This is a genomic window from Limnospira sp. (assembly GCF_051859755.1).
In the GTDB taxonomy this organism is placed as follows: Bacteria; Cyanobacteriota; Cyanobacteriia; order Cyanobacteriales; family Microcoleaceae; genus Limnospira; species Limnospira fusiformis.
On record NZ_JBIMLI010000113.1, the window covers coordinates 1 to 17,287 of the forward strand.

Genomic DNA, 17,287 nt, shown 5'->3' on the forward strand with positions numbered 1-17,287 from the left:
GTTTCCTGGGTTCACCAAACCTACTCCTAATGCGATCGCTCTAATATGTGGGGTTTCCTGGGTTCACCAAACCTACTCCTAATGCGATCGCTCTAATATGTTGGGTTTCCTGGGTTCACCAAACCTACTCCTAATGCGATCGCTCTAATATGTTGGGTTTCCTGGGTTCACCAAACCTACTCCTAATGCGATCGCTCTAATATGTTGGGTTTCCTGGGTTCACCAAACCTACTAATTCTCATCTGAACCATACAAACCCGCCCATAAATTATCAACGATCGCCTGTTCAATATCCCGCAAAGATATCCCCGCTTTTTGTACCGTCCTTCTCTTAAATAAAAAGTCCTGAAAACTCTTGTGGTAAATACTATAAACCTCATTATCCTCGACAATTCGATGGCGCAAAAACTGCTCCCAGTCCTCCAACACCTCCTGCACCGTTAACGGGTCTTCCTCCGCAAAATCCGCCAACAAATCGCAGGACACAGGTTTACAAGTTTTTGACAACAAATAGATGATTTTCAACTTCGTCCGAGGTAACGGCCTCGTCACCATTCCCATACGCCGCCAATGTTGCTCATAATATTGTTCCAAACCCTTGGGCAAATTTGCCAAGTTCAAATCGGCATATCTCCCCTTCTCAATGTCATCGAGAATATACTTTAAATACATGAAATTGCTTTCGCTATTCTCTGCCAAAAATTCGATAAATTCCGCCTCTGTCACTCCTTGGGCAGTCAGCCAGCGTTGGATAGGTTCCCGTTGACAGCGATACCGAATAAACCGTCGGATATCTTCTAAATTGGCTTGATAATATTTATCGGACATCATATCAAACTCCTGCTGTGGTGCCGACACTACCAAAGGTAACAACTCCGGGCGTTTGGTGAGGATAAAATAAACCCCCCTGGGTAAATTTTCGGGCAGATAAAGCACATTTGCCCTCGAATTTTGGGTGCTTAAATCTACTTCATCCAAGGCATCCACCGCAATCACTAAACGGTCAGTTTTGGCGGCAGCTTCGGTTAATAACTTGCTTAAAAAATTGCCATTGCGGGTATTATCAGGATGCAGGGGTAAGTCATAAGCTAACCCATACCTTGTAATCAGTTGCTCGCAAATATTTTTCAGGAAATCTTCCGTGCTGGTGCGGTTTTCTGACAGGATATTAAAATAAGCCAAACATCCCGTTTGCTGCACATATCGCGCTAACAACGCGCTCTTACCCACGCCGGGGTCGGCTTCTATGATAAAATAACCATTGGCTTGTCTTCGGCAAAATTCCTCAATGGCATTAAAGACGAATTCCCTCCCCAAAAACTCCTGGGTTTTTTCCTCAATAAAAGCCGCAAAATCTGCGGGAACGGCGGCAGTCCCTTTTAAGGTTGTCAGCAATTGATTAAACCGTTCATCTAACCCCTGACAAGAGGCGATAAATGTATCCACACCCTCATCAATTCTCCCCCGAATTTGCTGGAGTTCCTGGTCGATATTCCCCACTTTCCCGCTAATGTCGGTGAGGATATCGTGGGTTAAGGTATTAAAAACTACCTGATTATATTTTATTTCTAAGCGGAAATAATGCACTAATCCGGGTAAATATAAGTTGCGAAATGTGTTCAGCAACACGGGGGGCGCTTCCCTTAGCCACTGGTGTTCGGCTTCTAGCCGCTGCATCAATTTAGTCTGAATTGCCTTCAGTTCACTGCCTTTCCAACTTCCCTCACTGCCTTGGGGCTGTTCCCCTTCAACGATTATTAAGATTTGTTGACCATCCTGCTTAATCTGGTCAATTCGTGCTATAATTTCCGGTGTTTTCTGACAGCAGCCACAAATATCATTTAGGATGCGCTCATGGGCTGTTAGCAGTGCTTTTTCAATGTCATGATTACGTTCCCCAGCCTTACGCAGCGCCCACTTATGACATTCGGAACCGACGACTCCAAACCCAGCACTAGCAAATAATGACAAAATCTCAACAATCATGGTTTTACACCCCATCCCACACATCGGAGTTATTAATTCACATTGTAGCGGATTTCCCCCACGCAGTCAACGGCACGGCGACTAGATTATTGACAATCCCCCACCCGGGAAAAAGGGGGTTTTTGATGGTATAATTGGCGGGAGGTAAATATCAGTAGGGTGCGTGATAACCGGGATTTATGGGGGGAATATAAACACCATTTCCTCGGACGCACGGCGACTAATTACTGACCATCAATTACTAGGAATAAAGGGGGTTTCCGGGTGTGATTATCGGCGGCGGGAACGACTCCGGGAACGAGACCGACTCCCGGAACTAGACCGACTCCGGGTAACTGTAGAAGGAAGACTTCTATAGTTGGCTTTGACCCGCCTTTGGCGATAAAGAATAATTGTCTCGGGTTCTTCGGGTTCGATTTCTTCTGCTACCATTGAGGATGAGGTGGCTGATTGTTCGGTTTCCACGGGGTCTACTTCCAAGGTGGCGCGGATATCTCGGGCGAGATTAAATGCCAATTGCTTGAGGGCGGGTTCTTGGCTGTGGTTCAATAATTCAGCAGCTTTGCTGAAGTCGGCGGCGGCTTTTTCCAGGTGGTCGAGTTGATAATGAATTAACCCCCTATCTAAGTAGGCATTCGCTCGATTTGGGTCTAGGTCGATCGCTTTATTGTAATCGGTCAAAGCCTCTTCAAACCTCCCTAATTGCAGGTATTCTTCCCCGCGAAAATAGTATGGTTCAGGGCTTGACGAATTCACCCGAATTGCTGTAGTATAATTGGAGAGGGCTGATTGGTGGCTGTCCATGGCTGCGTAGGCAAAACCTCGATTTAGGTAAGCCTCCATCAGGGCGGGATTCAGTTCTACAGCCTGACTGAGAGTGACGATCGCAGCACTATAATCCCCCGCTTGGATTTTCTCCATGCCCCGATTGTTCAATTCTACCGCCTGGTGCGATCGCATGACATATTGGCTCACCACCGCCAGATTGTCCCGATATCCTTTCAGTTTCCCCTGGGCTTCTGCAAAGGTGGAGGAGTGCTGGGGGATGCTTTCCAATTGGGCGATCGTCTGCTGCCATTTGCGTTGCGCCTCTTCCCAAACCGCAGGGGGGTGGGGGGGGTTCTGCACGAGTTGCGAGGCGGACATGGCTCGCGTGATGGCTTCCTGGTAATTTTGGCGGGCTTTTTGTTCGGGTTCCAGCTTTTGTTGAACAACCTGTAACTGGGAACGTAAAAAAGTCAGTTCTTCCAACTCGGACTGTCTGGGAAATTTCGGGGCATTTTCTAGGCGTGCGATCGCCCCTTGTAGGTGGTCATGAGCCGCAGAAAGACTATCGTAACCGGAGAGGGTTTCCACCGCCCCCACGGAGTCTGTCAACAGTCGGGCTTGTGCGATCGCCTCCTGCTGCTGTTGTTTCACCCAGACCCCTGCACCCGCGACGATGGCGATCGCGATCGATACACCCAAAACAGTTCGGTTTGCCATGATATGATACCCCTACTATATGTCAATCCTACCATATCGGTTGTCCAGTAAGTCCCACCCCCAAATTGGGTAGAAAATCGACCGCCATTAATGATGGGGAAATCATGATTAATTGGATATATGATGGATTTGGTGCGTCAGTGACCCGACGAATCTTACCCAACTATCATCAATAATGGCTAAAGTCTCCCAAGAAGAACTAATTAAAGCAGCGATCGCAGGGGTTGCCGTGATCACCTTTCCCACAGACACAGTACCCGCCTTAGCAGCCCGTCCAGACAAGGCTGAAGCCATTTTTCAGACCAAACAACGCCCCCCCGATAAACCATTAATTTTGATGGGGGCTACAGCCGAAAGTCTATGGCAGTTTGTAGATAGCCTAGCCTGGGAATTAGAATGCTGGCAGCAAATCGCCCGTCAGTATTGGCCAGGAGCCTTAACCCTAGTGTTACCAGCATCTTCAGCAGTTCCCCCAGCCGTTAATCCCACCGATCCAACCACCATTGGTTTACGGGTTCCTAAGTGTGAAATTGCCCTAGAAATCCTCAAACGTACTGGGCCACTGGCTACCACTAGCGCTAATCTTTCGGGACAACCACCCCTATTAACCACGGCTGATATAGATAGGCAGTTTCCAGAAGTTCTGACCTTAAAGGACGCTCCCCCAGAGTCAGGGTCTGCCATTCCCTCAACAGTAGTGCGGTGGACAAAAAACGGAGATTGGGAAATACTGAGGAGGGGTGGGGTAGAGTTTGTCAGCCCCTTGCCCAAATCCAGATTTAAATAGCATATATCAACCAGCCAGAGTATGTCACAATTCAAGGGGGAGTGCTGTTGTTAGACTGATCTCAACTAATCGTGACAAACTCATGGGCTGGAATGAATTTATCTATTTGGGTGCAGGGCTGGGACTGGGTTGGTGGCTAGGTCAGCGCCAACTTTCCGGGGGGGGAATGAAACTCATGACCCCAAAACCGCCTTTGGCGAAAACTTCCCGATCGCCATTACCAGAGTCGGGGACCGGAGAATTGGATGCTATTAGCGATCCACAGGTGGCAGCCTTAGCCGAAAAATTGCAGCAGACGCGATTGGCTTATCATTTAGCCGTAGAAATGGCTCAGTTTAAGGCGGGTTTTTTAGCCCGTACCTCCCACGAGTTGCGATCGCCCCTAAATAGCATCATCGGCTTTTTACAGTTAATCCTTGCCGACCTATGCGAAAATCCACAAGAGGAAAGGGATTTTATCCAACAAGCCCATGATGCCACCCTGCGGATGATAGCGTTAATGGATGAGGTGATTATGGTCGCTAAAACCGAATATGGTAGCCAACAGATGAACCTGCAACCCCTGAAACTGGCTGAAATGTTGGCGGAGGTGGAACAACTCACCCACTTACAAGCGGCTAACCGCAGCATCCGCCTATCAATTATTCCCCCCGATCCGCAGGTATATGTAATTGGCGATCGCCCTCGCCTCAAGCAAGTTTTACTCAGTCTGGTCGATGGTGCGATCGCTGGGATGGAGTCTGGGAAGGTCCAAGTTTCCACCCACGTCGCCTCAGAGTCTGGCTATGTTCACATTTGGATTGATGACCAACGCCCCATCAGCGCCTGGAGTGAGTCCTGGGATTTACTCGAGTCTACCCTAAAATCCCCAGCCAGCAACAGCACCAACATTGACCCAACTGATATAGCCCTTTCGCCGGGGATGCGTCTATTAATGAATCAGACCCTATTGGGGTTGATGAATGGGCGCTTAGACGTGGTAGCAGTGCCGCCAGATTCAGAAAACAGAAATTTCACCCGCACTCAATGTTCCCTTCCCCTGGGCTGATTTTTAGCAATTACAGCTTAATGCGATCGCGATCGTTGGCGGGGGGGATGGGCTATCGGTGATTGAGGGACTCAACTTAGAAGAGTGCCGCCAATCATACCAGCCAGCAAAATCCAACCGATGATCACATTATCACGGAACATTTTGCCGTAAATCTCCCGAGAAATCTCTGGGTTTCGCAGTTGCCAATACTGACGCGCCCATAGAATCACCACTATAGCTAAAGCCAGCCAAGAAACAGGGTGCAGGTGCATTTGTAAGTCTACCCCCAACATCAAAGCCGCTGTACCCAGGAAAAATAAACCCACCGCATTCGGTGCAAAGTCCCCAAAAAATAGGGCGCTGGAGTTGATGCCCAATCGGCGATCGTCTTCGCGATCGCTCATAGCATAAACCGTATCAAACCCCAAGGTCCATAATACCGTCGCCCCCCATAGTAAACCCGTAGAGGCTTCTAGGCTACCATTGGCAGCACTCCAGCTAATTAAAACCGCAAATCCCCAGGCGATCGACAAAACCAATTGAGGGACTGGAAACACCCGTTTAGCTAAGGGATAGCAGATAATCACCGGAACCGCCGCCACAGACAACCAGAAACTGAGGGGATTAAGATATAGCGCCAACCCGAAAGCACAAGCAAACGCCACCAACCCCACCACAACACCAGTTTTAATCGTGAGGGCGCGACTCGCCAAGGGACGGTTACGGGTTCTTTCCACTTCCGGGTCAATGTTTCTATCCCATAAATCATTGACCACACAGCCAGCCGCACTGGTGGCTAGGCTACCAAAGACAATCACCAAAATCAGAGTTAAAGGCGGGGTTCCCCCTGTCGCTAAAAATATCGCCCATAGGGCTGGAATCATTAAGATTAACCGTCCGGCTGGCTTATCCCACCGCAGCAGACGGACAACACTGATCCAGGTAGGTTGTGGTTGATTCGCTTCTGTCACCATTATTATTTAAACCGCTCCAAAGCCAATTTTAATTAACATCGGGTAAATATTCCCTATCAAATATAATTGAAGCCTTGAAGGTTGTCTCCGCGTTGCTACAGTTGGGAGTATTGACCCGGAACTTGATGCGATCGCCTTTTGAGATATGTTGAGTATTTGTTCCGGATTTCTCCGTGTTCCAGTGCTTTATTTGTTCAGGCGGCTTGCTGACTGACTGTCCTCGTTTTCCGCCCTTTAGCTGACTTCATTCTGGCGGGGTGCGCGGATCTTCAGAGCTAATTAAGAATTATTCTTGCATATTGGGCGACTGATGGTATAAAAAAGAAGACTCGCTCTCGTTTTTTCCCTCACTGGGGGTCAAGTGGGGTCGGTCCAATCGCTTATTCATACTCACACTGATAATAAACCGTGTTCAAGACAACTAAACTACTGGTTAGCAATGTTTTACTGGCGATCGCTGCCACTGTGTTTGTAGTTCCTGCCGTGGCACAACCTCCCCAGATTTTAGCTCAAGCCACCTCCCAGGCGAACATCAATCAACTTAATGACCTGCTCCAAAAGGGGCGAGATCTCGTTAATAGTGGCAATATGGATGAAGCCCTCAATGTTTACCTTCAAGCCGTCCAGCTAGACAGCAGTGATGCTAAAATATATTCGGCTCTCGCCTATGTACAGGCCTTGCGGGGAGACTTTGAGGCGGCTGCTAAATTTTATCGGGACGCTATTACCCTCGATCCTCAAAATGCAGATTTTTACTACGGTTTGGGTTATACCCTAGCCCGGTTGCAAGACTACCCAGCAGCAGCACAAGCCTATCGGCGCGCTACCCAATTACAGAGAGATAACATTAATGCTCACCTGGGGTTAGCAGCCAGTTTATTTAGACAGCAAGACTATAGGGGAGCCATTCAAGCCTATCAAGCCGCCCTGGCTTTGGAACCTAATAGCTGGGAAGCTAACGCATCTATGGGAATGGCTTGGTTAAGACAAGGAAATGCTTCCCAATCTCTACAATTTCTACAACAGGCGATGGAGTTGGCTCCTAATCAGCCTAATATTTATCTGAAACTGGGTATAGCTTATTTGGAACAAGGCGATCGCACCGCCGCCCTCGATGCTTTTCAAGAGGCGGCGCGACTGTCTCCTTTTAATGGTGAAATTCAGTTCCAAATTGGGGAAATATTCCGCCTTCAAGAGAATTTTGAGGGTGCGATGCAAGCCTATCAACAAGCCTTAGCTATGGAACCGGATCTAGTGGCAGCTAATATGGCGATCGGTGAAATTCAGCTAAGATTAAGAGACTATATTGGTGCGATCGTCAGTTTCCGACGCGCCGCCGATCGCTTTGCTGACCAACCATCAGTTCACTATTATTTAGGTCTAGCCCTGAAAGAACGCGGAGGTCGAGAACCCCAGGCGATCGCCTCCTTTAGAAAAGCCCGCGAACTCTATGAGAAACAAGGCGATCGTGAAGGTGTCAGACAAGCCGAAGCCGCCTTGAGAGAACTCGAAGCTAATTAACTGGAATTCCCAACCCAGGTAGGAGCCTAAGCGTCCCTACCTGTTGTATATGGTTGACTAATTCTGAGCTAATTAGTTATGATCATCCCATGGGATCGGAACCGAACAATGATTGCCACGGTCAAATGTAATAATTAGTTTTAGTTTTTGGTGAGGAAGCATCATGGGTAAACTGAATAATCTTCAACAGCTATCCGAAAAAGTAGCACTAGCCAGCCTAGGAATTGGGATGTTGCTAGTGGGAGGACAACAGCCTTTAATGGCATCAAGTCCAACTGCTGAACCAACCCTTTCTGCTAGTGGTTCAGCACCGCGTATTTATCCTTACCAAAGTCTTTTGAATCCTGATGTACCTCCCCTCGATGACCCTTCCAAATTTTTACCCCTCGGAGAACAACAAGCACAACTAAAATTAGTTCTCCGTTTGGGAGAACGTCGGGTTTATGTATATCGAGGTGAGAGTCAAATAGCAAGCTATCCCGTAGCCGTAGGAAAACCCGGTTGGGAGACTCCCACCGGAACTTTCCAAGTTACTGAAAAAGTCGAAAATCCTCAGTGGCAAAATCCCTGGACAGGAGAAGTGCGCCCCGCCGGACCAAATAGCGCCCTAGGTTTGCGCTGGATTGGATTTTGGCATGATGGCAAGGATGCGATAGGATTTCATGGAACCCCGACAGTCAACTCCATTGGACAGGCGGCTTCTCATGGTTGCGTTCGGATGCGGAATGAGGATATAGTGGCGCTATTTGAAAAGGTGGAAATGGGGACTGTGGTTATGGTGCTTCCCTAGGCTAGTTTCGGGATCTTCCCTAGTTCCGGCAGCGGGTTGCTACTCCAAACGGAAACCGACCGCCCCCCAGGGGGAAGTCGGTAAGAGTTAGGATCAACAATGGAACTGTGGGATTTATTTTTTCATAAAGGCTTGGGCTTGACTGATCGCCGCACTACCGATTTTAAACAAAGCCCAGCCGCCAGCAACGATCAACGGTAACAAAACCACAACAATCCGAAGATCCAAATCCATTTGCTCTCCTCCTGAATTTTTAAAGAAATCTTTATATTCCTATTTGTACCGCATTTTTGCCAATGCCTCAAGGGGTTAGCCAGTAATTATCATTTTAGTCAAAACCTGTTCCAGTCCACAAAGCCCTGTTTGACATCCTCAGATCTCAAACGATCGCCTTCTCCGTCGCAATTGATAGAACTGATGTAAACTTAGATTTAGGCATAATTTCAGAATCAGACCACCAGGAGTTGATCCCAGAGGAGACTAATGCCTCGAAAATTGCCTGATTCTGTCGATGTGCATAATTGATCTATGCTTGAGGGGGTAATGGTCATGGCTACAGATCGTCGCGTTTCCCGCGTGGCTTCACTGATTAAACGGGAGGTTAGCCAAGTATTGCTCTACGACATCAAAGACGATCGCGTGGGAATTGGAATGGTCAGTATTACCGAAGTTGAAGTGTCCGGGGATTTGCAACACGCTAAAATTTTTGTGAGTATCTATGGGACCGAAGAAGCACGCCGCTCAACTATGGAAGGGTTGCGATCGGCAACTGGCTATATTCGTTCCCATTTAGGAAAGCATATCCGTTTACGACGTACTCCAGAAGTGGTGTTTCTCGAAGATCGTTCCCTTGAACGTGGGGATAAAATTATTGAGCTGTTAAATCAGATTTCTCACGAACACAAAAACTCAGATACAGCCGGGGATACCACTCAGGAAGATGACCCGGAAGCACAACAGTAACTCACGCAAAGGTAATTCATAATCAATGAGTGTACTCTCGTCCCAGGTGGCTCAAATGGTGGTCGTGCGTGCTAGTGGTCATCTGTTTGACCACCAAATTCGCTATCCGGCTTGGGAACCGGGACGCGATCGCCTCCAATACTGGTTACAGGAATTAGGGGTCGGTGGAGTCATTTTTGTTGATGGTAGCGCGGCGGAAATGGCTGCTAGAACTAAATTGCTTCAGTCCTGGGCGAAAGTCCCCCTATTTTTGGCTGCGGATATTGAGGAGGGAGTAGGACAGCGTTTTGCTGGGGCGACTTGGTTTCCACCACCAATGGCTTTGGGGTCGATCGCTAATCATAACCTAAGTCTGGCTGAGGATTATGCGGAAAAAATGGGGGCTATTACCGCCTCGGAGGCTCTGGCTATAGGCTTAAATTGGGTTCTGGGTCCGGTGGTGGATGTTAATAACAATCCTGATAATCCCGTGATTAATGTGCGCTCTTTTGGGGATAATCCAGAAACCGTTAGTAATTTAGCCAGCGCCTTTATCCGGGGTTGTCAAAAATACCCCGTCCTAACTACGGCGAAGCATTTTCCCGGTCATGGAGATACAGCCGTAGATTCCCATATTGAGTTACCAATGTTACCTCATTCGGCGGAGAGGTTGGCAAGGGTTGAGTTACCCCCCTTTCAAAGGGCGATCGCTGCTGGGGTTGATAGTGTCATGAGCGCTCACTTATTGATTCCGGCTTGGGATAGGGAACTACCTGCTACCTTATCCCCGAAAATTTTGACCGAAAAATTGCGACAGGAATTGTGCTTTGACGGGTTGATTGTTACTGATGCTTTGGTCATGGGGGCGATCGCCCGTGGTTACAGTTTAGCGAGTAGCTCCGTATTGGCAGTAAAGGCCGGGGCTGATATCCTATTAATGCCTGAAGATCCCGAAGTCACTATTCGCGCCATAGTACAAGCCGTCGAAAATGGTGAGATTTCCCCAGAAAGGATAGCTGCTTCTTGCGATCGCATCAATAAAGCCAAGGAGAAAATTTCTACCCGTCAGGTTTCTGATCTAAATTTGGATTCTTTATCGACTCCAATCGCTGTTGAAACTGTAAGTTTGATTTTGCAACAGTCCCAGGTTAGCCCCCGGTTAGACCTTCAGCCCCCCATAGCGCCACCAAACAATCTACAACCAGCCGAGTGGCGGAATTTGGTGATTGTCGATGATTTGCTTTCCTGTCGGTTTCTGGGACATCATACCCCGGCGATCGCTTATCCCGCCAAATTGGGCTGGAAATTACAACTTATCGATCGCAATAGTGGGACCAACCCAGCCGCCGAAACCGGATTTTCCCCCACTTTGCTACAGTTATTTATTCGCGGTAATCCTTTTGGCTGGACTGCTGGATTAACTGAAATAGCCAGGGTTTGGTTTAAAAAATTGTTAAAAACTGGGGAACTCAAGGCACTGGCGATTTATGGTAGTCCGTATACTCTCCAAGAGTTTTTGCCCGAAATTCCCGATGATGTGCCATTCGTGTTTTCATACGGCCAAATTCCCCCAGCCCAGGCGATCGCCTTAGAAAGTCTCTTCCCGTGCGTCAAAGCATAAAGCGTATCCTTTCCCCAATGGTTGATCCCGTGCGTGTGCACCCCACGCACATAATGAAAAATCTGTGCCATACTAAAACCGGGAAAACTAAATCAATGGTTTTTCCCGATTCCATAGACTCTTGTTTATAGAATGTGTAGTTTTGGACTAATGGGCGCACTGGCTATCCTGTGGGTTATGGCTTCCGTAACCCACTAACCAGTATCATCTCCTAGGTCAGACAACTTGCTGATTTAATCAAGTCCACCGTCAAAACTGCCCAGAGTCCCCCAAATCCGGGAGATTAGTCGTTTTGATTATATTTATCAAAGTTTCCAGGTAAATTGTATTCACTTATACTGAAAAAAAACCCTTCCCTAAATCTCGATTTTGGATTATATTGATACCAATGCCAAAAATAATCAGGCAAGCAACCCCATGAGGGCGAAATATGACTTACACCACCGTTCAATACTCACTTGACGTCATTAAAGACGAAGTACGCAATCTCCTACATAAAGGTATGATCAGCCGTCAGCAGCCGATCTATACATTGTGCCAGTACATTCCAGCTAGGGAGTGGGCTTGCATCGAGTACGAACTGGAGGCGTTTAACTTCCTCCTGCGTGACCGCATAGGCGATCTGGTTGGCCGTGAAAAGTGGGACAACGACTAAGGTTTAACTAGCTTTCGGGTACAATGTTAGAAATTTACGTCACAGTCCGACCTGGGACTGAAAGTTGGGGCTCCCAGCCCTGCCCTACTGGGGCGACTTTAAATAAAAGATATAACCAGTGGGTGGTTTGACCGAAATTCCAAACCGCCCAGTTAGCAAGCGATTTTAAGATCCAATCCGGTTCAGGATAAATAAACCCAGACCGCCAATATAATCCCAAGGCGGAACAGGTTGGTTTACCCTAACCCGTAGCAGAGACAAGTCATGGCTTGTCTCTGCTATCATTGACTAGCGGGCTACAGCAGTTTTCTTAGCGTCTTCTGAGGCTAGGAATTTCTCCAACTCTGTTAATGCTTCCGCGTCTACCTTAGTTTGCATGGGGCAGAATTTCGGACCGCACATAGAGCAAAACTCAGCAGTTTTGTAGATGTCCGCCGGGAGAGTTTCGTCGTGATACTCGCGGGCGCGTTCAGGGTCTAGGGATAATTCAAACTGCTTGTTCCAGTCGAAATTATAACGGGCTGCGGACAATTCATCATCGCGATCGCGCGCCCCTGGACGATGGCGGGCGATATCTGCTGCATGAGCGGCAATTTTATAGGCAATCAAGCCATTACGGACATCCTCAGCATCAGGGAGTCCTAAATGTTCTTTAGGTGTCACATAACAGAGCATAGCAGTTCCATACCATCCCGCCATAGCCGCACCAATAGCAGACGTAATATGGTCATAACCGGGCGCAATATCTGTCACCAAAGGACCCAACACATAGAAAGGCGCTTCGGAACACTCTTCCATTTGTTTTTTAACGTTAAACTCAATTTGATCCATTGGCACATGACCAGGACCTTCTACCATCACCTGCACATCATGTTCCCAGGCGCGGCGAGTTAACTGTCCCAAGGTTTTCAATTCAGCCAGTTGTGCTTCGTCTGATGCGTCATGGGTACAACCGGGACGCAAGGAATCCCCCAAACTAAAAGAGACATCATATTTTTTGAAGATTTCGATAATGTCATCAAAATGAGTATAGAGGGGATTTTGCTTATGGTGATGGAGCATCCACCGGGCAATAATACCACCGCCACGAGACACAATTCCGGTAATCCGGTTACGGACTAAGGGCAGATATTGAATGAGAATGCCAGCATGGATAGTCATATAATCGACTCCCTGCTGGGCGTGTTTCTCAATGATATGCAGAAAGTCGTCTGCAGTGAGTTTCTCAATGCTACCGTGAACGCTTTCTAAGGCTTGATAAATGGGTACTGTACCAATGGGAACCGGGGAAGCGTTAATGACGGCGGTGCGAATAGCATCGAGGTTTCCTCCACCTGTAGACAGGTCCATAACCGTGTCTGCGCCATATTTAACGGCTAATTTCAGCTTGTCTACTTCTTCTTCGAGGCTGGAAGAGTTGGGGGATGCGCCGATATTGGCGTTGACTTTACATTTAGAGGCAATGCCAATACACATTGGCTCTAGGTTGGTATGATTGATATTAGCGGGAATAATCATCCGACCCCGTGCAACTTCCTCGCGAATTAAATCAGGGCTTAGATTTTCGCGGGTGGCGACGTAGTGCATTTCCTCGGTGATGATTCCCTGGCGGGCATAGTGCATTTGAGATACATTAGCCTGTCCACGTCGGTTGGCAACCCATTGAGATCGCATAAGTATTTCCTCTGTTAGTTACAGCTTCCCTACGCCGGTACTAGCCGGACTCAGGTTCCAAGGGTGTCTCTCAGCCTGGACTTCGCAGGCACCCCTAGCTTGATGAATGTTTAGTTGATGATGTTAGCACTTATGTTGAGATTTGATCTAGGGTCTGTTAACAATTATTTATGTATTTTTCTGTAGAGTGCATCAGATTTGGCTATGGTCTGACGCACTCTAGGGGACTTCTGAAGGACTAGAGGATTTTGGTTAGGGTAAGGTTGAGAATGCCATTATTGTAGTCTACTTGAACGCGATCGCGACAGACGCTTTGAGGGAGAGCGATCAGTTGACGAAAGGGAACTTGGGAATTATTAAGGGTTCCCGAAATGATGGCAGCTTCTCCGGTGATGAGAATGTCTAAATCATCTTCACATAAATCGGGAATGGTCATGTTGATCATCAGGTGATAGGGGCTGTCTTTAATGGCGATGATGGGTTGGAAATTACTGCCGCCATTGATGAGTTCATCTTCGCCATAAACTTGTTCGATGTTACGGCTAATTTCGGCAGATTTTTTAAATGTGTGTGAGAAGTCGATGACCATGGTTACAATTCCTAAAACGCGGTTTTATCTTCAGAAAACAGGATTTTTTGAGGTTGAAATACAGGGTTAAAAACCATAATTTCGGATGCGGAAATTTCGGATTTTTAAAGTTTTTTGTCAACCGGATTTAACTGTTGTTAAACACCAAGTAAATCGGCATCTGGAATAGGGGGCTGTTTCTGCCAAAATCCTGTATCCCCACGAGGCTATTTGAGAACCTGCCGGGACTCAGTTGGTATGAGAATCAAAATTGATTCGCCTCCCCAAGGCTATGCCGATAATAGATGTTCAGATTAACTGAATTTATGATGAAGATTCATCCATGGGAAGAGTTGGTGCTGATGTAGGACTCACGGTGCGTCCAACGATCGCCTTATGACTTTCCCGTGAAGAAAGCATTTCAACAGCGATCGCTTCTACCTGTATCTCCAAGGTGCCATAGATAATGTCGAGGTCAACCGTTGCTTCAATTTGATCGAAGCCGTTGGGTGAGAACTCGGTAATCCAACGCGGCCCGTCTACAATATTGCGGGACTGCCGATCATATATCCATATTTTGACATATATGCGGGGCAAGTTGTCGGGGATTTGCACGCGAACTTTTAAAGACTTTCCGGCGGTAGGATTAACGGTGAGGATATCTAAAATCGGAACCGGAATTTCTTGGTCTTCGGGTATGACAGATGGTGTTGTGGTGCTACTCCCTCCTCTCAAGGTGCTATAAGGCCTCCCCATCCCTGAAAATGGCCTGCTAGAGGGGGGTTCGGTAGTCAACCCCTTCCCTTGGGGAAATACCGCAGAATCCGCCCTGGTTTGGGGGAAGACAACAGGAGGTTCGAGGGATTCATAATCTACGACAATTTCCTCGGCTTCCAATTCTGTGACCAAGGGGCTGAATTCATAATTAGGTGGTGGGGTCTGATTCTCGTCTGGCACTAATGGTTCTGCTGGTGAGGAAACGGCTGTGTCATCAGAAGCTGAGGAAGATGCTTGTTTCATCCAGTGAGACAGATCTCGATCTTTGGCTAGGGAACTTAATCGACTCAAAAATCGCTCTTCTAAATTCAGATGAGGTAAAGCCTTTTTCGCTGCCGGGGAAGTGGCTGTGGAAGTATTGGTATGGGTCGCATCTGTTGGCTCTGGTGATGAGTCGATAGGGGTTTCTGGTGGGTCTGTATTGAGCAGGTCAGTATTGCTGTCTTCGTTGGGGTCTGTTTGACCGGCACCCTCCTCGGGTGTTTTGGCGACAGAACCCTCGGATGTAGAGGTGGCTAATGGTAGGGTAGGGGATGCTGGCGGTTTTGGGTTGACGAATGGAAGTGCGATCGCCTCTGAATTGGGACTCGAAGGGATGTTAAGGATATTAGACCAGGGGTGGGGTTCTGTCTGTGCTGTTGGATCAGCAGAGATAAAATTGCCAAAGCTGGGCAATTCTAGGGCAGTCTGAGGCTTACCTTGAGCATTTACAGGCTGGCTTTGTGTTTCTTTATTTACTACGGCTAAGGGGGCTGGCTCCGCCGCTGGGAGTGGTATAAATGAATTTTCGACTAGGGGTTCGTTGGGTTGAGCGTCAATTTCTAGCTCCTCTGGTAATGGGTCTAAAAACTGTTCGACCAACATGGTGATATTGAAAGAATTGCGGACGGGGGGATGCTGATCACTGTAAAAAACGACCTCTCCCAAAACTAATCGGGTTTTGCATTCAAAGGGTACATAAATAGCTGCGGAAAATGGCACAGGTAAAACAGACTGTGGTACGGGTTGGCGAACATCATAGAGAATTTCGGAGGCTTGAGGCGATCGCAAACATATCTGTAATTGAGGATTAGAAACTACCATAGAGGTGATAGCTTCCATATAAGGGTCAGAGTCCGGGTCAGATTTAATCCTAATCTGTCCAGATAGTAAAACGGCGCTACCAAACTCGACCACATAGCTATGGCGTTCTAGGATAAGTTCTATGGAAATATCCTCTGCGGTCAAGTCTGCGGTTTCGTTTATGGCGACACTACTGCTTAGTTCCTGTGCGATCGCGGTTTCTTGGTTGGCTTCTGGCTGAGGTTCCCCAGGGTAGAGGTCTGTAAGATTAGAATCACTGGTTTTTTCTGATGGTGTCGTGGGTGTCACCGACTCTAAATCCGTCTGTTGTGGTAGGCTATCTTGAATGGCTGACCCATCCTCCAATATTTCCTCAGAGTCAATCTCAGAGTCAATCTCAGTGTTGGCTAGTACCTGTAGTTTCATTGTGGCACGCCAAGTATTTCCTAAAAGTCCGGCTCTTAAATCTGGCGAACAGGAAAACTCCCAAATTCCGGGTTTGAGGCTAGTATAGGGGATTACGACCATTAAACCCTCTGAGTTCATATAACTTTTCAGGGTCTTAATGCGGCGCACTGGGGGGTCTTCGTCTATAGCGTCATAAACAATCCTAATTTCAATTTCCTGATCTTGATGGGACCCACGACAAACAATGCGATACCGACCTTCTAACACCTGAACATCAGGAGACTCCAGGGGTAGCCAAGTGTTATCCCCTTCCCGTTGTAGTAGGAATTCTAGGTTATCCATCATTAGCACCTCTGCCAACATCCTGGGTATCATTTGCTGTTGAGACTAGCACTATGGGTGCTGTTGGTGATTATAGGTGCTTTTGGTGATTATAGGCGATCGCTTCAACCTAATCATACCAGGACACTTTTTCCACGGGCAGTTTTTCCGCTTCAAAATCCGAAGGATACCATTTTAGATCTCGTTAGTTCGTAAGAGCTGGCTACTTGTTGCCATTGTTTCTGCGCGATCGCATATTTCGCTATCCAGAATGGTTCAATCGTCACTCGGTGCTGTGGTTTTTCTGTATGCAAAATTTTCCACATTTCCAGGTGAACCCATCAGAAATCTTCCCCCAGGGATAAACACCATTTCTAGGGTGACTTCATCTCTCAGATTTTCTATGAAATTTTGGGCTTGACTTCCGCGACGACTCATTCTTAGTTGAGGAAAAAATCAAGCATATAGCCATGTTACCCCCACGGCTTCAATTATAGCGATCGCCATCCCGGTTGTCAACCCCCCACCCCTCTCGTCGCGCCGATTTTTTGTTAAGTTTTGTTAAGTTGAAGTTGGGGGGCTATGAATTGTGGCTTAACCTGAAGGTAGGTTGAGGAAAAAATCAAGCATATAGCCATGTTACCCCCACGGCTTCAATTATAGCGATCGCCATCCCGGTTGTCAAC

Annotated in this window: 16 protein-coding genes and 1 riboswitch; of the genes, 7 read left to right on the plus strand and 9 right to left on the minus strand. The window is 47.6% G+C overall.

Annotated elements, in window-relative coordinates; all coding sequences use genetic code 11:
• Nucleotides 1-231: 231 nt before the first annotated feature.
• Nucleotides 232-1,986 carry a P-loop domain-containing protein gene (locus ACTIE0_RS17440; protein WP_039933087.1) on the minus strand — a complete coding sequence of 585 codons (1,755 nt, stop codon included), beginning with the start codon at nucleotides 1,984-1,986 and terminating at the stop codon, nucleotides 232-234.
• Between the two features lie 270 nt (nucleotides 1,987-2,256).
• Nucleotides 2,257-3,471, minus strand: coding sequence for a tetratricopeptide repeat protein (locus ACTIE0_RS17445; RefSeq protein ID WP_006669400.1), 1,215 nt, complete (start codon nucleotides 3,469-3,471; stop codon nucleotides 2,257-2,259).
• Between the two features lie 175 nt (nucleotides 3,472-3,646).
• Between ACTIE0_RS17445 and ACTIE0_RS17450 the strand changes: the two genes are divergently transcribed.
• On the plus strand, nucleotides 3,647-4,258 hold the full coding sequence (locus ACTIE0_RS17450) for an L-threonylcarbamoyladenylate synthase (RefSeq protein ID WP_006622554.1): 612 nt from the start codon (nucleotides 3,647-3,649) through the stop codon (nucleotides 4,256-4,258).
• A gap of 82 nt (nucleotides 4,259-4,340) precedes the next feature.
• A complete protein-coding gene (locus ACTIE0_RS17455) occupies nucleotides 4,341-5,306 on the plus strand; it encodes a sensor histidine kinase (RefSeq protein WP_006669399.1) in 966 nt (321 codons plus the stop codon).
• Nucleotides 5,307-5,377: 71 nt separating this feature from the next.
• Here the strand turns inward: ACTIE0_RS17455 and ACTIE0_RS17460 are convergent, their stop codons facing one another.
• Entirely contained in the window at nucleotides 5,378-6,262 is an 885-nt protein-coding gene (locus tag ACTIE0_RS17460; protein WP_006622556.1) for a 4-hydroxybenzoate solanesyltransferase, read from the minus strand.
• Between the two features lie 408 nt (nucleotides 6,263-6,670).
• Between ACTIE0_RS17460 and ACTIE0_RS17465 the strand changes: the two genes are divergently transcribed.
• Nucleotides 6,671-7,783, plus strand: a complete 1,113-nt coding sequence (locus tag ACTIE0_RS17465; RefSeq protein WP_006669398.1) for a tetratricopeptide repeat protein — start codon at nucleotides 6,671-6,673, stop codon at nucleotides 7,781-7,783.
• Between the two features lie 163 nt (nucleotides 7,784-7,946).
• Nucleotides 7,947-8,573, plus strand: a complete 627-nt coding sequence (locus ACTIE0_RS17470) for a L,D-transpeptidase (protein ID WP_006622558.1) — start codon at nucleotides 7,947-7,949, stop codon at nucleotides 8,571-8,573.
• Between the two features lie 114 nt (nucleotides 8,574-8,687).
• Here the strand turns inward: ACTIE0_RS17470 and ACTIE0_RS17475 are convergent, their stop codons facing one another.
• Nucleotides 8,688-8,807 carry a photosystem II protein Y gene (locus ACTIE0_RS17475; protein ID WP_006618995.1) on the minus strand — a complete coding sequence of 40 codons (120 nt, stop codon included), beginning with the start codon at nucleotides 8,805-8,807 and terminating at the stop codon, nucleotides 8,688-8,690.
• Between the two features lie 315 nt (nucleotides 8,808-9,122).
• On the opposite strand from ACTIE0_RS17475, the gene rbfA reads away from it, so the two are divergent.
• The 3 genes from rbfA (at nucleotide 9,123) to ACTIE0_RS17490 (ending at nucleotide 11,791) form a co-directional block, all read left to right on the plus strand.
• A complete protein-coding gene (gene rbfA, locus ACTIE0_RS17480) occupies nucleotides 9,123-9,536 on the plus strand; it encodes a 30S ribosome-binding factor RbfA (RefSeq protein ID WP_008056353.1) in 414 nt (137 codons plus the stop codon).
• Nucleotides 9,537-9,561: 25 nt separating this feature from the next.
• A complete protein-coding gene (locus tag ACTIE0_RS17485) occupies nucleotides 9,562-11,136 on the plus strand; it encodes a glycoside hydrolase family 3 N-terminal domain-containing protein (protein ID WP_006622560.1) in 1,575 nt (524 codons plus the stop codon).
• Between the two features lie 430 nt (nucleotides 11,137-11,566).
• Complete coding sequence (locus tag ACTIE0_RS17490; RefSeq protein WP_006669395.1) at nucleotides 11,567-11,791, plus strand: DUF4327 family protein; 225 nt, start codon at nucleotides 11,567-11,569, stop codon at nucleotides 11,789-11,791.
• A 288-nt stretch (nucleotides 11,792-12,079) separates the two neighbouring features.
• On the opposite strand, the gene thiC is transcribed toward ACTIE0_RS17490, so the two are convergent.
• The 5 genes from thiC to ACTIE0_RS17515 form a co-directional block, all read right to left on the minus strand.
• A complete protein-coding gene (thiC, locus tag ACTIE0_RS17495; protein WP_006622561.1) occupies nucleotides 12,080-13,465 on the minus strand; it encodes a phosphomethylpyrimidine synthase in 1,386 nt (461 codons plus the stop codon).
• A 9-nt stretch (nucleotides 13,466-13,474) separates the two neighbouring features.
• Nucleotides 13,475-13,571: riboswitch (TPP riboswitch) on the minus strand.
• 132 nt (nucleotides 13,572-13,703) lie between these two features.
• A complete protein-coding gene (locus ACTIE0_RS17500; RefSeq protein ID WP_046318952.1) occupies nucleotides 13,704-14,054 on the minus strand; it encodes an Hsp20/alpha crystallin family protein in 351 nt (116 codons plus the stop codon).
• Between the two features lie 303 nt (nucleotides 14,055-14,357).
• On the minus strand, nucleotides 14,358-16,655 hold the full coding sequence (locus ACTIE0_RS17505) for a hypothetical protein (protein ID WP_315641972.1): 2,298 nt from the start codon (nucleotides 16,653-16,655) through the stop codon (nucleotides 14,358-14,360).
• 119 nt (nucleotides 16,656-16,774) lie between these two features.
• Nucleotides 16,775-16,927: an SUMF1/EgtB/PvdO family nonheme iron enzyme gene (locus ACTIE0_RS17510; RefSeq protein WP_006670904.1), complete on the minus strand. Its 153-nt coding sequence runs from the start codon at nucleotides 16,925-16,927 to the stop codon at nucleotides 16,775-16,777.
• Nucleotides 16,878-17,039, minus strand: a complete 162-nt coding sequence (locus ACTIE0_RS17515; protein ID WP_006622564.1) for a hypothetical protein — start codon at nucleotides 17,037-17,039, stop codon at nucleotides 16,878-16,880. Before ACTIE0_RS17515 ends, ACTIE0_RS17510 begins: the two co-directional genes overlap by 50 nt.
• Nucleotides 17,040-17,287: the final 248 nt, after the last annotated feature.

Bases quoted from the DNA above. Each gene is read 5' to 3' on its own strand.
- ACTIE0_RS17440 (WP_039933087.1), bottom strand. From the start codon at position 1,986: ATGATTGTTGAGATTTTGTCATTATTTGCTAGTGCTGGGTTTGGAGTC.
- ACTIE0_RS17445 (WP_006669400.1), bottom strand. From the start codon at position 3,471: ATGGCAAACCGAACTGTTTTGGGTGTATCGATCGCGATCGCCATCGTC.
- ACTIE0_RS17450 (WP_006622554.1), top strand. From the start codon at position 3,647: ATGGCTAAAGTCTCCCAAGAAGAACTAATTAAAGCAGCGATCGCAGGG.
- ACTIE0_RS17455 (WP_006669399.1), top strand. From the start codon at position 4,341: ATGGGCTGGAATGAATTTATCTATTTGGGTGCAGGGCTGGGACTGGGT.
- ACTIE0_RS17460 (WP_006622556.1), bottom strand. From the start codon at position 6,262: ATGGTGACAGAAGCGAATCAACCACAACCTACCTGGATCAGTGTTGTC.
- ACTIE0_RS17470 (WP_006622558.1), top strand. From the start codon at position 7,947: ATGGGTAAACTGAATAATCTTCAACAGCTATCCGAAAAAGTAGCACTA.
- ACTIE0_RS17475 (WP_006618995.1), bottom strand. From the start codon at position 8,807: ATGGATTTGGATCTTCGGATTGTTGTGGTTTTGTTACCGTTGATCGTT.
- rbfA (WP_008056353.1), top strand. From the start codon at position 9,123: ATGGCTACAGATCGTCGCGTTTCCCGCGTGGCTTCACTGATTAAACGG.
- ACTIE0_RS17485 (WP_006622560.1), top strand. From the start codon at position 9,562: ATGAGTGTACTCTCGTCCCAGGTGGCTCAAATGGTGGTCGTGCGTGCT.
- ACTIE0_RS17490 (WP_006669395.1), top strand. From the start codon at position 11,567: ATGACTTACACCACCGTTCAATACTCACTTGACGTCATTAAAGACGAA.
- thiC (WP_006622561.1), bottom strand. From the start codon at position 13,465: ATGCGATCTCAATGGGTTGCCAACCGACGTGGACAGGCTAATGTATCT.
- ACTIE0_RS17500 (WP_046318952.1), bottom strand. From the start codon at position 14,054: ATGGTCATCGACTTCTCACACACATTTAAAAAATCTGCCGAAATTAGC.
- ACTIE0_RS17505 (WP_315641972.1), bottom strand. From the start codon at position 16,655: ATGATACCCAGGATGTTGGCAGAGGTGCTAATGATGGATAACCTAGAA.
- ACTIE0_RS17510 (WP_006670904.1), bottom strand. From the start codon at position 16,927: ATGTGGAAAATTTTGCATACAGAAAAACCACAGCACCGAGTGACGATT.
- ACTIE0_RS17515 (WP_006622564.1), bottom strand. From the start codon at position 17,039: ATGAGTCGTCGCGGAAGTCAAGCCCAAAATTTCATAGAAAATCTGAGA.